Raw genomic sequence first — 12,954 nt, forward strand, 5'->3', positions numbered from 1 at the left:
AGAGCCTAGAAATCGCCCTATGCACCCCCTGCCCCCTTTCGCTATCACATTGTAGCGGCTCGGCATAAATGATCTGGCAGGGTCCGACACGGGAACACGAGGAGAGAGAGACCATGAAAAAGGTCGAGGCGATCATCAAGCCGTTCAAGCTCGACGAGGTCAAAGAAGCCTTGCAAGACGCAGGTATTCAGGGACTCTCGGTCCTCGAGGTGAAGGGTTTCGGCCGGCAGAAGGGCCACACCGAGCTGTATCGCGGCGCGGAATATGTGGTTGATTTCCTTCCCAAGGTGAAGATCGAAGTCGTACTTGACGACGACCAGGTCGATGCCGCCGTAGAGGCGATCATCGGCGCGGCAAAAACCGACAAAATCGGCGATGGCAAGATCTTTGTCAGCCCCGTGGAACAGGCGATCCGTATCCGCACCGGCGAATCCGGATCTGACGCGCTCTGAGCGCGCAGCACCAACACACCGGACCCTAATAATTCAACGAAAGGGAAGATGGGAATGAGCACCAAGGATGTCATCAAGCTGATGAAAGACGAAGAGGTCGCGTACCTCGACGTCCGCTTTACCGACCCGCGCGGCAAGCTTCAGCACGTGACCGTCATTGCCGACGAAGTCGACGAGGATTTCCTCGAAGAGGGCTTCATGTTCGACGGCTCGTCCATCGCGGGCTGGAAGTCGATCGAAGCGTCCGACATGAAACTGATGTTCGATCTCGACAGCGTCTACATCGACCCGTTCTATGCCGAGAAAACGCTGTGCGTGCATTGCTCGGTCGTCGAGCCCGACACCGGCGAAGCCTATGACCGCGACCCGCGCGGCACCGCGCAGAAGGCCGAGGCTTATCTGATCTCCTCCGGGATCGGTGATGTGGCCTACATGGGCCCCGAAGCCGAATTCTTCCTGTTCGACGACGTGAAATATTCCGTTTCGCCGAACAAGGTCTCCTACGAGGTCGATGCCGATCACGCCGCGTGGAACACCGGCGCCGAATTCGAGATGGGCAACCTGGGCCACCGCCCGACCTACAAGGGCGGCTATTTCCCGGTGAACCCGATGGACGACGGCCAGGACATCCGCTCCGAAATGCTGTCGACCATGAAGCGCATCGGCATGAAGGTCGACAAGCATCACCACGAGGTGGCAACCTCGCAGCACGAGCTGGGTATGATCTTCGGCTCGCTGACCAAGCAGGCCGACGAGCTGCAGAAGTACAAGTACATCATCCACAACGTCGCACAGGCCTATGGCCGCTCGGCCACGTTCATGCCCAAGCCGATCGCTGGCGACAACGGGTCGGGGATGCACGTGAACATGTCGATCTGGAAGGACGGCAAGCCGCTCTTCGCAGGCGACAAATACGCCGACCTGTCGCAGGAAGCGCTGTACTACATCGGCGGCATCCTGAAGCACGCCAAGACGCTGAACGCCTTCACCAACCCGTCGACCAACAGCTACAAGCGCCTGATCCCCGGCTTCGAAGCCCCGGTTCTGCGCGCCTATTCGGCCCGCAACCGGTCGGGCTGCGTCCGGATCCCGTGGAGCGAGTCGCCCAAGGCCAAGCGCGTCGAAGCGCGTTTCCCCGATCCCGCTGCGAACCCCTACCTGTGCTTCGCAGCGCTTCTGATGGCCGGTCTTGACGGCATCAAGAACAAGATCGATCCGGGCGAGGCGATGGATAAGAACCTGTACGACCTGCCCCCCGAAGAGCTGGCCGACATCCCGACCGTCTGCGGCTCGCTGCGCGAGGCACTCGAGGCGCTCAAGGCCGATCACGAGTTCCTGCTTGCAGGCGACGTATTCACCAAGAGCCAGATCGAGGGCTACATCGAGCTCAAGATGGAAGAGCTGATCGCCTACGAGCACACGCCGCACCCGGTGGAATACAGCATGTACTACAGCTGCTGATCCGGTATCCGGACCAGCAACGTGAAGGGGCGCCCCATCCGGGCGCCCCTTTTGCATGGGATGCCTCTGGCAAGGGTCGCCATTGCGCTCCACACACCGCGCATGGGATGAAAACCTTTTTGACGCCGCCCGTTCCCGCGCTACCGTCGAGCCAGTTCATTCTGACCGGAGACCACCGAATGCCCCGTCCCCTGTTGCGCGCCGCCGCTGTCTTGTTCGCCCTTGCGGCCACCGGCCCGGCCCTTGCCGCGGGCTGCGGCAATACCTCGGGCGGGTTCAACGCCTGGAAGCAGGAGTTCGCCGCCGAGGCGCAGCGCGCCGGGGTGGGCCAGCGCGGCATTCAGGCGCTGATGGGGGCAAGCTATTCTCAGGGCACGATCAACGCTGATCGCAACCAGAAGGGCGTGAAATATGCCCTGAGCGATTTCATCCGCATCAGGCTTGGGTCTGTCGACGGCTTCGCTGCGCAAGGGCGCAAGCGGCTGGCGGCGGATCGCGACTTTTACCGGGCGATCGAACAGCGCTACGGTGTGCCCGCGGGCATCCTCATCGCCATTCACGGCATGGAAACCGGGTTCGGGCGCAACATGGGATCGACCCCGGTTGTGTCGTCGATCACCACCGTCGCCTATGATTGCCGTCGCTCCGCCTTCTTCACGCCTCATGCCATCGCAGCCCTGCAGATGGTCGATCGCGGCATGCTGTCGGCGTCACAGAAAGGCGCGTTTCACGGCGAGCTGGGCCACACCCAGTTCCTGCCCGGCAACGCCATGCGCTACGGCGTCGACGGCAATGGCGACGGGCGGGTGAATTTCTACGACCAGCACGACGCGCTGGCCTCGACCGCCAATTACCTGCGCGCCATGGGTTGGAAACCGGGTCAGCCGTTTCAGGAAGGCACGGCGAATTTCCGCGTTCTGAACGAATGGAACGCCGCCACCGTCTACCAGCAGGCCATCGCGCTGGTCGCGGTCAGGATCGGCGGCTGACGCCTGCCTCAAGGCTTGGGGCCGCCCACACGCCATCTTCGATGATCATCCCTGCCCAAGCCCCGGTCTGGAATGCGGAACCGCCGGAATGCAGGGTCTTATTGAACTGTCTTGAAGGCGAACAGCCGCTTGGCGGCTGCGCCCTGCCCGTCGCCAAGATCCGTTCGGAACCGCTATGCGGTTTCGACTGCGCTGAGTTGCAGGGCGCGCTCGCGGGGCAGCACATAGGTGTGGATCGAAAACACCGCCGCGCCGCTCAGGGGCAATTTCAGGATCACCTGCCGCTCGGTGCGAAAGAACCGTGCCGATCTCGGGTCTGCGCGATGGCTATTGTGCAGCCTCGGCCCGGGCTGAAACAGCGTTGGATCATCATGCCAGAGCCGGTTGAACCGCATCAGCGGCCGCCCCGGCTGCACCCCGTCGAACAGGCGCTGCACCCGTTTGGCAAGCCCGTCGTCATATTCCGGAATCGGGACATGGATCGCGGTGAGCGGCCTCATCACCTTCAGCGACAGCTTCCACCCCGCCGGAAAGCACAGCGCGGCCCCGGTCAATACGTGCTCGTCCGTGCCGCGCTTTTCCAAAAGGCACAGATCGTCCTGCACCAGCCGCCCGGCCGTCAGCAACGGATCGTCCCGGTCGATCGGCACGCTCACCCCGTCGGGGCGCGTCACGCTGCCCTCAGAGCGCAGGAAGCTGTCCGGCAGCCACGTCAGCAGCAGGTCCAGCAGCTCTTCGGCGGCGGGCCGTGCGGCATCGTCAAGTGCAAGCACATCGTCACGATGGCCCAGCAACAGCCGGTCCCGTTCCGCCATCTGTGCGGCATAGGCCTCGTCGATGTGCAGCCAGCTCTCCATCGGCAATGGAGAGATGTTCGGCATGGGCCGCGAGGTCGTCAGATCGAAGGGAAGCGAGTCCTGCAATATCATGCCCAATGGCTAGCGCGCCGCCCTGTCGCAATCAATCGTACGAAAATGAAAACACAGCGCAACGCAGACGCCCGCGCAGCAAGTGATCGTTTCGAAGGCGATTGCCCCGCGTCGCCAATGAGTTTCCAGAACTGTCCAAGCCTCACGAGTTGGTATCTCGCTTGACGACCGGCCTCTGGCGGCGGAAGGCCTGTTTACAGGCATGACAGGGGGCCGCTGTTTCGCCGCAAAGCCGGTCGGTCCCGCCGCAGCTTGCGCAGTGATGGGTACCTTTCCGTCCTCAGACGCCATCCGTCGGCGGACATCATCGGCCGTGGTATCCGCTACAGAGCATTTCGCTTGCCGGTCGACCCGAGGACAGGCACTCTTTGAATGTGCCGAATGGTCCTTTCCGAGGGGCGCGGCCTGTTTGCACAACGCAACGCGATCGCAGCCCGCACCGTCGCGCTGTTCAATGATCATTGCGGCTAGCAGCGGCCCACATCGCTCCTCGGGAGCAATCGCCCAACGCCAGCGCCCGGCGCGGCAGCGGGCGACGCGCCAAAGCGAATACAGGGCGGATCACCGCCCTCGTGCAGCAAACGGGCGGCATCGGTCCCATCCGCCGCAAAGGTCTCTGATCTGGCCAAACCTTGGTCACTTGCCCTTGCCCCTTGCGGTGCAGCCTGTCAGAATTTCAAGGTACGTACAGGGAACACCCGCGATGCCTAGCCTCTCGATCCGACTGACGACGCTCGACCAGAGCGATCCAGCGGGAGGGGAGCTGCGCTACGCCGCGTGCAGGCTCCAAGCGCAGGGCAACGCCCTTGTTCGCATCGGCGGTCAGGTGGCGCTATCTGCGGCGGATATGGCCACCCGCTACGTTGCCGATCTGCGCATGAAGGCCGCGTCATGAGCGGCACTCCGATCTCGTCGATCCGCAACCTTGGCCCGGCGGTCGAAGCCGCCTGCGCCCGCGCGGGCATCGCCGATGCCGAAACCCTGCGCGAAATCGGCGCAGACGCAGCCTATGCGCGGATGCTGAAGGCGGGAACGAAACCGCATTTCGTTGGCTATTTCGTGCTGCACATGGCGCTTCAGGGGCGGCCATGGAACGACTGCGTCGGCGCGGAAAAGGCGGCGCTGCGCCTGCGCTTCGATGCGCTCAAGGCAGACCGGGGCAGGACGGGTCTTCCACCGGGGCTCGAGACGATCCTCGACCAGATCGGCGTGCGCGCTCCGATGCCGTGACGGAACCGATCGGGCTCTTGTGTGGTTGTCTTGTCGAACCACAACGCAACACGGAGGCCTGACCCATGGACCTGATCCGCATCATCGCCGCTATCATCCTGCCGCCGCTTGGCGTGTTTCTTCAGGTTGGCATCGGCAAGCATTTCTGGCTGAACATCCTTCTGACCCTTCTGGGTTACATTCCGGGCATCGTTCACGCTGTCTGGATCATCGCTCGCGAACCGCAGCACGCATGAGTGCCATCGCCGAAGACCCTTTCCGACGGCTAGAGCGTGTCGAATCGGTTGCTCGCCGTATGGACCGGGCCTTTCGCCTGCCGTTCACACGGATTCGGCTGGGATGGGATTCGATCATCGGCCTTGTACCGGGCGTTGGCGATACGCTGGCGCTGGTGCCTTCGGTCTGGATCCTGTCCGAGGCCCAATCCATGGGCGCCCCCAAGCGGCTCGTCGGTCAGATGGGCGTGAACATCGGTATCGATTGTGTCATCGGCCTGCTGCCGCTGATCGGTGACCTTCTTGACGTTGGCTACAAATCCAACTCGAAAAACGCTGCGCTGCTGCGTACTTGGGTTGAATCGCGGCACGCCGCCCCCGGTGGCGGCGGCACGGATCCGGTGGATTACCACAGCGCAGGTGTTGCCTGACAGTACAGGCAGCAATCATGACTGGACAAAGCCGCGCGGAGGGCCGCGCGGCTTTTTTATCAAGACTTTGCGGGCAGGCGCGCTTGCGACAGCGCAGCAGGGCCGAAAGCGGCCAGTAAAAGCAGACCTTACGCCGGAAGCCGCACGGCTACTATCCTATGGCAGCCGATGCGCACGGCGATATTGAGATAATCAAAGGTCTCCAGATCGTCACTTTCGTACTAGCTGCCGCGGGAATTTTGCGCATAGGCTGAGAACCGCGTCACCGAGGCCGAGGACATCGTTCCGCCAAACCTCTCCGACGGGGTGACGGTAGCCCAGTCATTGCCCGCTACCAGAGCACAGCTCAACCTGCTGACCCCACACTAGTCTTCATCAAGGGTTTGTGAATAGGTCTGGGTGGTCTCTTCCGGTGTAAACATGCCGCCAAAATTTTGAACGGAGACAGGGGCCATAACGTACTGATGCGACCATTAGCTGTATCGACCACCACCGCCGCATTGCCCCCCCCGCGACGCCGCTCAACCCCATCTGTGGATTTGAACAGACGGGAAAGAAAGAAGAAACAAACCGAAATGAAACGAAAAAGGGCCCCGGTTTCCCGAGGCCCTGATTCAAAGATTCGCGCTGCGTCTGCGTCGGCTTAGCCGACCAGTTCGAGGCCCGAGAAATAGTAAGCGATCTCCTCAGCGGCGGTTTCCGGTGCGTCGGACCCGTGAACCGAGTTCTCGCCAACCGACTCGGCGAATTCGGCGCGGATGGTACCCTCGGCCGCGTCGGCCGGGTTGGTTGCGCCCATCACTTCGCGGTTCTTTGCGATGGCGCCTTCGCCTTCGAGAACCTGCACGACGACCGGTTCGGACGCCATGAATTCGCACAGTTCGTCGTAGAAGGGACGCTCGGCGTGAACCTTGTAGAACTCACCGGCCTGCGCCTTGGTGAGCTGAATGCGCTTTTGCGCGACGATGCGCAGGCCCGCTTCCTCGAACTTGGCGTTGATCTTGCCAGTCAGGTTGCGGCGGGTGGCATCGGGCTTGATGATCGAAAGAGTGCGTTCGACGGCCATGATAGGTCTCCATTAGCGAAAGGCCGGGCATCGGGCCCGGCCAGTAGTCCTGCAGGGCGTTAGCATGGCGTACAGCAATTGGGAAGGCTTGATGGTTGCCAGCCGGTTCGTTGGCGCGGTCTGTTCGGATCACTGCCAGGCTGCATGGTTGCACCAGCGAGGGGCCAGCCCCTCGCGCTCCCCGGGATATTTCCGGCCAGAAGAAGAGGATGGGGATTTCCGCCGGTAGCGGGCTCTGCTAAGGGCCGCATATGCTCAGGATCGACGATATATCTTTTTCCATTGAGGGCCGGCCCCTCTTCGAAGGCGCAAGCGCCACCATTCCTGCAGGCCACAAGGTTGGCCTCGTGGGACCGAACGGCGCGGGCAAGACCACGCTGTTCCGGCTGATCCGGGGGCAGCTGACGCTGGACGGTGGCGAGATCACCAAGCCGGAACGCGCCCGCATCGGCGGCGTTGCGCAAGAAGCGCCCGCGTCGTCGAAGACGCTGATCGAGACGGTGCTCGAGGCGGATCAGGAACGCGCCGCGCTGATGGTCGAGGCCGAAACAGCGACCGACGCCCACCGCATCGCCGAGGTGCAGACTCGTCTGGCCGATATCGATGCATGGTCCGCCGAGGGCCGCGCTTCGTCGATCCTCAAGGGGCTCGGATTTTCCGAGACGGACCAGCAGCGCCCGAGCTCGGATTTTTCGGGTGGCTGGCGGATGCGGCTGGCTCTGGCCGGGGTGCTGTTCGCGCAGCCTGACCTGCTGCTGCTGGACGAACCGACCAACTATCTCGACCTTGAAGGCGCGCTGTGGCTGGAAACCTATCTGGCGAAATATCCCCATACGGTGATCGTGATCTCGCACGACCGTGGGCTGCTGAACCGGGCCGTCGGTGCGATCCTGCATCTGGAAGCGCGACAACTGACGCTATACCAGGGCGGCTACGATACCTTTGCGCGCACCCGCGCCGAACGCCGCGCGGTGCAGGCAGCGGCAGCGCGCAAGCAGGACGACCGGCGCGCTCACTTGCAGAGCTTTGTCGACCGGTTCCGGGCCAAGGCATCGAAGGCCAAGCAGGCTCAGGCACGCCTGAAAATGATCGAGAAGATGGAGACGATCACCGCGCCCGAGGATGCGGCGCAGCAGGTGTTCAGCTTTCCGCAGCCCGATCAGCTGTCCCCGCCCATCGTAGCGCTGGAAGGTGGCGTGACGGGATATGACGACCGGGCCGTTTTGAAACGGCTGACCCTGCGCATCGATCAGGATGACCGGATTGCTTTGCTGGGGCGCAACGGTCAGGGCAAGTCGACGTTGTCGAAGCTGCTGGCGGGCCGCCTGCCCCTGATGGACGGCAAGCAGACCGTATCCTCGAAGCTGCGCATCGGCTATTTCGCCCAGCATCAGGTCGACGAGCTGCATCTTGACGAGACGCCGCTTCAGCATCTGCAACGCGAGCGCCCCGGCGTGATGCAATCGAAGCTGCGCGCCCAGCTTGCTGGGTTCGGGTTGATGGCGGCGCAGGCTGAAACCGAAGTCGGACGGCTGTCGGGCGGGCAGAAGGCGCGGTTGTCGCTGCTTCTGGCGACACTGGACGCGCCGCACATGCTGATCCTCGACGAGCCGACCAACCACCTCGACATCGAAAGCCGCGAGGCGCTGATCCAGGCGCTGGCCGCCTATTCCGGCGCGGTGATCCTTGTCAGCCACGACATGCACCTGCTCAGCCTCGTGGCCGACCGGCTCTGGCTGGTCAAGGACGGCACCGTCACGCCCTATGACGACGATCTCGACGCATATCGCGCCATGCTGCTGATCTCGGAGAAACCGGCAAAGGCCGAAAAGCCCAAGCCCAAGATCGCCCGCCCATCCCGCGACGAGGTTCAGGCCCTGCGATCGGATCTGCGCAAATGCGAAGCCCGCATCGAGAAGATCGAGGAAATGCGCGAGAAGCTTGCGAAGAAGCTCGCCGATCCGGCGCTTTACGAGACCGAGCGCGCCGGCGAACTGGCGACCTGGAATCGCAAATACGCCGAGGTCATGGAAGGGCTTCGCAAGGCCGAAGCGCTTTGGGAAGCCGCAGCGGAAAAGCTGGAGACCGCAGAAAGCACCTGATCCGCAACGCAGCGCCCGGTCGCAAGGGCCGGCCAGCCTCCGGCGGGAGTTTAACTGGCAAGATGAAGATGAAGCGCCGCGCCCCAGCTTCTTCTGGCCCTAAATATCCCGGGGGGAGCGCGACGCGCGGGGGGCAGCGCCCCCCTTCGCCATTTGACACGGGTACATGCTTTAGGAAAAAGGCGCGCGGTTGACGACTTCGATTTCGGGATGCATCTGCCGGGCCCGGGCGTCGACCGATACGGTCTCGCGGGTGCGCGGCAGCGCGGTGGGCATGTCTTTCTGGATCCAAGTTACCAGTTTCTCGCGGATTTCGCAGCGCAGGTCATATGTACGCGGCGCGTTGCGCGCCGAGGCCAGCACCCGCACCTCCATCACGCGCTCGCGGAAATCGTTCACCTGCACCGCAAAGACGTTGCCGTCCCAAAGCGCCGAGCCCTCGACCACCGTCTTCGCCTGCGCCCGCAGGGCCTCGATGTCGGTCGTATGATCCAGATATAACAAGACCGTACCGATCAGCGAGGCGGTCTCGCGGGTCCAGTTCTGGAACGGCTGTTCGATGAAATAGCTCAACGGCACCACGAGCCGGCGCCAGTCCCAGATCTTGATCACAACATAGGTGCCGGTGATTTCTTCGACCTGCCCCCATTCGCCCTCGACGATCACCGCATCGTCGATACGGATCGGTTGGGTGATCGCCAGCTGGATGCCCGCGATCATGTTCTTCAGCACCGGCTGAAAGGCCAGACCAACGACGATACCAGCCGCCCCGCCAGCCGCAAGCAGCGAGACGCCCCACTGCCGGACGCTTTCAAAGGTCATCAGGATTGCCGCCACCGCAACGATGACGATCACCCAGGTGGCGACCCGCACGAGAATCCGGCTTTGCGTTACATGCTTGCGGGCGAGGTAGTTGTCCTCGCTATCCAGCGTGAACTTGCGCAGATGCACCGTCGTCCAGATGTGCAGCGCAGTGTAGATCAGCCAGGCAACAAGCACCATGAAAGCGATCAACAATCCATGCTGTGCCACCGCTGTGCCCCGGGGTGATAGCGGCGCCACCGAAACGCCAACCGACAGCACCGCCACCAGCACCGCCAAGCGCATCGGCCGGCGCGTTCGCGCAACGAGGCTGCGCCAGAACAGATCCTTTTTCGCCACCGCGCGGTTCAGAAGCGCAAATATCACCCGGTGGAACAACAATCCGAGGAGAAACGCCACGCCGAGCACCGCGATCGGCATCACCCAGTCCGGCAGCACCGGGATCAGCTGTTCGACCTCTTGCGTGATCGTGTCGACCTGTTCTTCGAGGTGTCCCAGTTCTTCTTCCATGCTTGCTCCTGCCCGGTTGGCGCGCCTCCTCCTCGCCCCTCCCGATCCTTGGTGAATTTCTGTGCCTGCCGGTGCATCTAGCCGCGATGCGGCATTTGGCAAAAGTCTCGGGAAGGGTGTGTCTGCGGTGCAAGTTTACATCCTCTGTGTCGGTGCTATAGCTCGTGCGAACCCATCAGGAGGCGGAAGGGACATCCCATGAGCACCATCATCGACATCCACGCGCGCGAAATCATCGACAGCCGCGGCAATCCCACCGTCGAGGTCGACGTGACCCTCGAAGACGGCTCGATGGGCCGCGCCGCCGTGCCCTCGGGCGCATCGACCGGCATTCACGAGGCGCATGAGCGCCGCGATGGCGACAAGAGCCGCTACATGGGCAAGGGCGTGCTCGAGGCGGTTGCCGCGGTCAACGGCGAGATTGCCGAGGCCATCATCGGCTTTGACGCGACCGAGCAGGAAGCCATCGATGGCGCGATGATCGAATTGGACGGCACCGACAACAAGGGCCGCCTTGGCGCCAATGCCATCCTTGGTGTCTCGCTTGCCACCGCAAAGGCCGCCGCCGAATACCTTGGTCAGCCGCTGTTCCGCTACGTTGGCGGCACCTCGGCCCGCACCCTGCCAGTGCCGATGATGAACATCATCAACGGCGGCGAACACGCCGACAACCCGATCGACATTCAGGAATTCATGATCATGCCGGTGGCCGCCACCAGCATCGCCGAAGCGGTGCGCATGGGCTCCGAAGTGTTCCACACGCTCAAGAAAGAGCTGTCGGCGGCAGGCATGTCGACTGGCCTTGGCGACGAGGGCGGCTTTGCCCCCGAGCTGGGCAGCACTCGCGATGCGTTGGATTTCATCCTGAAATCCATCGAAAAGGCCGGCTACAAGCCCGGTGACGACATCATGCTGGCGCTCGATGCCGCCTCGACCGAGTATTACAAGGACGGCAAATACGAGATGAAGGGCGAAGGGCTGTCCCTGACCTCGGAAGAAAACGTCGAATACCTTGCCAAGCTGTGCGCCGACTACCCGATCCTGTCGATCGAGGATGGCTGCGCCGAGGATGACTGGGACGGCTGGAAGATGCTGACCGAAAAGCTGGGCGCAACGGTGCAGCTGGTGGGCGACGATCTGTTCGTGACCAACCCTGCCCGCCTGTCGATGGGCATCGAAAAAGGCGTGGCGAATTCCATGCTGGTCAAGGTGAACCAGATCGGCTCGTTGTCGGAAACCCTGCGGGCGGTCGAAATGGGCCACCGGGCGCGTTACACCAACGTGATGTCGCACCGCTCGGGCGAAACCGAAGATGCGACCATCGCCGACCTCGCCGTCGCCACCAACTGCGGTCAGATCAAGACCGGCTCGCTGGCGCGTTCTGACCGGCTCGCCAAGTACAACCAGCTGATCCGCATCGAGGAAATGCTGGGCGATACCGCGATTTTCGCGGGCAAGTCGATCCTGCGCTGACCCATCGCCTGAGTGGCCTGGAATTTTAGCTGAAAATTTCAGGCCCGGCAGGCAGGTCCGGACAAAGAAAGGGGGCGGTCGCCGGGTGGCGCCGCCCCTTGCCTGTTCAGCCACGCGCCCCGATCACGAGGCCAGCTTTTCCTCGACATCCCCCGCGATGCCCTCGGCCAGCTCCGCCAATTCGGCCAGCGCTTCCACCAGACCTTCGGGCATCACCTCGACCGGCACCTCCACGCGTACCTCGACCGGTACTTCCACCGGAACCTCGACCGGCACTTCGATCCGCTCTGGTTCGGGCGCTGCGGCGGGGACCGCGCCCCCCTTCGACTTGAGATAGCCGATCTCGTCGTTCAGCTCGCCAATGCGGTCCTCGGCAGCGCGCAAGCGGTCTTCGAGCCCCGCGGTCTTGTCTGCCAGCATCAGCCCCGCCATCAGCAGCATCCGCCCTTCGGGCATCCGACCGATCTGGCTCACCAGAACATCTGCCTCGTTGTCGAGCATGCGCGCGGCGGTCAGCAAGAATTGCTCTTCGCCCGACTGGCAGGCAACGTCGAACACCCGCCCGCCGATCTTGATCTGCACTTCGATCTGGCTCATTGCACCGTCTCCTGCTGTGCGGCAAGGCCCGAGGACTCGGAGAGCACCGGCTCGATCGCGCCCAGAACGGCGCGCAGCTCGGCCTGTTCGACCGCCCGCGCCGAGCGCAGCGATTCCAGCTCGGCCAGCATTGCCTGATTGATCAGATGCGGCTCGCCCAGACCATCCTGAAGCGCGACCCGCATGTCCTCGCAGGACTTGCGCAGCATTTCATTCGACAGGCGCAGGCGCTGCAATTCGCTGTCCAGCTCGGCCAAGCTTTCGCGCTGCGCTGCGAACTGCTCTTGCAACGCCGCATCCGCAGGCGCGGGCGCGGGCGCGGGCGCAGGTGTTTCGCTCAGCCGCGCGTTCAGGGCGCGGTTGCGCTCTTCGAGCTGGGAATTGGCGATCTTCTCTTCGTCGAGAAGCTCTGTCAGCCGGGCGATTTCCGCCGCCGACACGCCATCCGCCGCCGGCTCGGCGGGAAGATCTTCTTCGGATACGGGCAGCGGCGCCGAAAGCTGCGTCACTCCCTGTGCAATGCGGTCAAGGGCTCGGGTCAACCGCCCCTGCAACTCGTCGATTTCGGTCATGTCGCCCTCGTCTGTCTTTGCTCTCGCGGCCTGTTGCGTCCTGCCGTCGCGAATCGCATCCGCCGCATTTGATCATAGTTTAGCAAGCGGGCACGGAAATTGCGC

The 12,954-nt window shown here is 63.0% G+C and carries 14 protein-coding genes; 9 read left to right on the top strand and 5 right to left on the bottom strand.

The genetic code is table 11. From position 1 onward, the window contains the following. Nucleotides 1-113 precede the first annotated feature (113 nt). The 3 genes from Q4543_RS08250 (at nt 114) to Q4543_RS08260 (ending at nt 2,902) form a co-directional block, all read left to right on the top strand. Nucleotides 114-452, top strand: a complete 339-nt coding sequence (locus Q4543_RS08250) for a P-II family nitrogen regulator (RefSeq protein ID WP_216004623.1) — start codon at nt 114-116, stop codon at nt 450-452. Nucleotides 453-506: 54 nt separating this feature from the next. After that, entirely contained in the window at nt 507-1,913 is a 1,407-nt protein-coding gene (gene glnA, locus Q4543_RS08255; RefSeq protein WP_216004622.1) for a type I glutamate--ammonia ligase, read from the top strand. 179 nt (nt 1,914-2,092) lie between these two features. After that, nucleotides 2,093-2,902: a lytic transglycosylase domain-containing protein gene (locus Q4543_RS08260; RefSeq protein ID WP_303437366.1), complete on the top strand. Its 810-nt coding sequence runs from the start codon at nt 2,093-2,095 to the stop codon at nt 2,900-2,902. A 173-nt stretch (nt 2,903-3,075) separates the two neighbouring features. Here Q4543_RS08260 and Q4543_RS08265 read toward each other — a convergent pair whose 3' ends face one another. After that, on the bottom strand, nt 3,076-3,831 hold the full coding sequence (locus Q4543_RS08265) for a DUF3445 domain-containing protein (RefSeq protein ID WP_303437368.1): 756 nt from the start codon (nt 3,829-3,831) through the stop codon (nt 3,076-3,078). A 703-nt stretch (nt 3,832-4,534) separates the two neighbouring features. Between Q4543_RS08265 and Q4543_RS08270 the strand changes: the two genes are divergently transcribed. From Q4543_RS08270 to Q4543_RS08285, 4 genes are all read left to right on the top strand, one after another. Next, entirely contained in the window at nt 4,535-4,726 is a 192-nt protein-coding gene (locus Q4543_RS08270; protein ID WP_303437369.1) for a hypothetical protein, read from the top strand. Then, entirely contained in the window at nt 4,723-5,061 is a 339-nt protein-coding gene (locus tag Q4543_RS08275) for a TfoX/Sxy family DNA transformation protein (protein WP_216004619.1), read from the top strand. Before Q4543_RS08270 ends, Q4543_RS08275 begins: the two co-directional genes overlap by 4 nt. 65 nt (nt 5,062-5,126) lie before the next feature. Further along, complete coding sequence (locus Q4543_RS08280) at nt 5,127-5,297, top strand: YqaE/Pmp3 family membrane protein (RefSeq protein WP_216004618.1); 171 nt, start codon at nt 5,127-5,129, stop codon at nt 5,295-5,297. Further along, a complete protein-coding gene (locus Q4543_RS08285) occupies nt 5,294-5,707 on the top strand; it encodes a DUF4112 domain-containing protein (protein WP_303437372.1) in 414 nt (137 codons plus the stop codon). Before Q4543_RS08280 ends, Q4543_RS08285 begins: the two co-directional genes overlap by 4 nt. A gap of 643 nt (nt 5,708-6,350) precedes the next feature. Here Q4543_RS08285 and ndk read toward each other — a convergent pair. Next, entirely contained in the window at nt 6,351-6,773 is a 423-nt protein-coding gene (gene ndk / locus Q4543_RS08290) for a nucleoside-diphosphate kinase (RefSeq protein ID WP_216004615.1), read from the bottom strand. Nucleotides 6,774-7,024: 251 nt separating this feature from the next. Here ndk and abc-f point away from each other — a divergent pair, with 251 nt between their 5' ends. Further along, nucleotides 7,025-8,875, top strand: coding sequence for a ribosomal protection-like ABC-F family protein (gene abc-f, locus Q4543_RS08295; RefSeq protein ID WP_303437374.1), 1,851 nt, complete (start codon nt 7,025-7,027; stop codon nt 8,873-8,875). Nucleotides 8,876-9,046: 171 nt separating this feature from the next. Here the strand turns inward: abc-f and Q4543_RS08300 are convergent, their stop codons facing one another. After that, nucleotides 9,047-10,207, bottom strand: coding sequence for a mechanosensitive ion channel family protein (locus tag Q4543_RS08300; protein WP_303437375.1), 1,161 nt, complete (start codon nt 10,205-10,207; stop codon nt 9,047-9,049). Between the two features lie 198 nt (nt 10,208-10,405). Here Q4543_RS08300 and eno point away from each other — a divergent pair, with 198 nt between their 5' ends. Beyond that, nucleotides 10,406-11,680 (top strand): phosphopyruvate hydratase, encoded by a 1,275-nt coding sequence (gene eno / locus Q4543_RS08305; RefSeq protein WP_303437376.1) that lies wholly within the window; start codon nt 10,406-10,408, stop codon nt 11,678-11,680. Nucleotides 11,681-11,803: 123 nt separating this feature from the next. Here eno and Q4543_RS08310 read toward each other — a convergent pair whose 3' ends face one another. Together Q4543_RS08310 and Q4543_RS08315 are read right to left on the bottom strand one after the other, a co-directional pair. Next, nucleotides 11,804-12,277, bottom strand: a complete 474-nt coding sequence (locus Q4543_RS08310; protein WP_303437377.1) for a cell division protein ZapA — start codon at nt 12,275-12,277, stop codon at nt 11,804-11,806. Further along, nucleotides 12,274-12,849 (bottom strand): hypothetical protein, encoded by a 576-nt coding sequence (locus Q4543_RS08315; RefSeq protein WP_303437378.1) that lies wholly within the window; start codon nt 12,847-12,849, stop codon nt 12,274-12,276. Before Q4543_RS08315 ends, Q4543_RS08310 begins: the two co-directional genes overlap by 4 nt. Nucleotides 12,850-12,954: the final 105 nt, after the last annotated feature.

Source organism: Salipiger sp. 1_MG-2023 (genome assembly GCF_030547555.1).
Taxonomy (GTDB): Bacteria; Pseudomonadota; Alphaproteobacteria; order Rhodobacterales; family Rhodobacteraceae; genus Salipiger.

What these genes read in the sequence shown, in the direction of transcription:
- Q4543_RS08250 (WP_216004623.1), top strand. Translation starts at nt 114, where the DNA reads ATGAAAAAGGTCGAGGCGATCATCAAGCCGTTCAAGCTCGACGAGGTC.
- glnA (WP_216004622.1), top strand. Translation starts at nt 507, where the DNA reads ATGAGCACCAAGGATGTCATCAAGCTGATGAAAGACGAAGAGGTCGCG.
- Q4543_RS08260 (WP_303437366.1), top strand. Translation starts at nt 2,093, where the DNA reads ATGCCCCGTCCCCTGTTGCGCGCCGCCGCTGTCTTGTTCGCCCTTGCG.
- Q4543_RS08265 (WP_303437368.1), bottom strand. Translation starts at nt 3,831, where the DNA reads ATGATATTGCAGGACTCGCTTCCCTTCGATCTGACGACCTCGCGGCCC.
- Q4543_RS08270 (WP_303437369.1), top strand. Translation starts at nt 4,535, where the DNA reads ATGCCTAGCCTCTCGATCCGACTGACGACGCTCGACCAGAGCGATCCA.
- Q4543_RS08275 (WP_216004619.1), top strand. Translation starts at nt 4,723, where the DNA reads ATGAGCGGCACTCCGATCTCGTCGATCCGCAACCTTGGCCCGGCGGTC.
- Q4543_RS08280 (WP_216004618.1), top strand. Translation starts at nt 5,127, where the DNA reads ATGGACCTGATCCGCATCATCGCCGCTATCATCCTGCCGCCGCTTGGC.
- Q4543_RS08285 (WP_303437372.1), top strand. Translation starts at nt 5,294, where the DNA reads ATGAGTGCCATCGCCGAAGACCCTTTCCGACGGCTAGAGCGTGTCGAA.
- ndk (WP_216004615.1), bottom strand. Translation starts at nt 6,773, where the DNA reads ATGGCCGTCGAACGCACTCTTTCGATCATCAAGCCCGATGCCACCCGC.
- abc-f (WP_303437374.1), top strand. Translation starts at nt 7,025, where the DNA reads ATGCTCAGGATCGACGATATATCTTTTTCCATTGAGGGCCGGCCCCTC.
- Q4543_RS08300 (WP_303437375.1), bottom strand. Translation starts at nt 10,207, where the DNA reads ATGGAAGAAGAACTGGGACACCTCGAAGAACAGGTCGACACGATCACG.
- eno (WP_303437376.1), top strand. Translation starts at nt 10,406, where the DNA reads ATGAGCACCATCATCGACATCCACGCGCGCGAAATCATCGACAGCCGC.
- Q4543_RS08310 (WP_303437377.1), bottom strand. Translation starts at nt 12,277, where the DNA reads ATGAGCCAGATCGAAGTGCAGATCAAGATCGGCGGGCGGGTGTTCGAC.
- Q4543_RS08315 (WP_303437378.1), bottom strand. Translation starts at nt 12,849, where the DNA reads ATGACCGAAATCGACGAGTTGCAGGGGCGGTTGACCCGAGCCCTTGAC.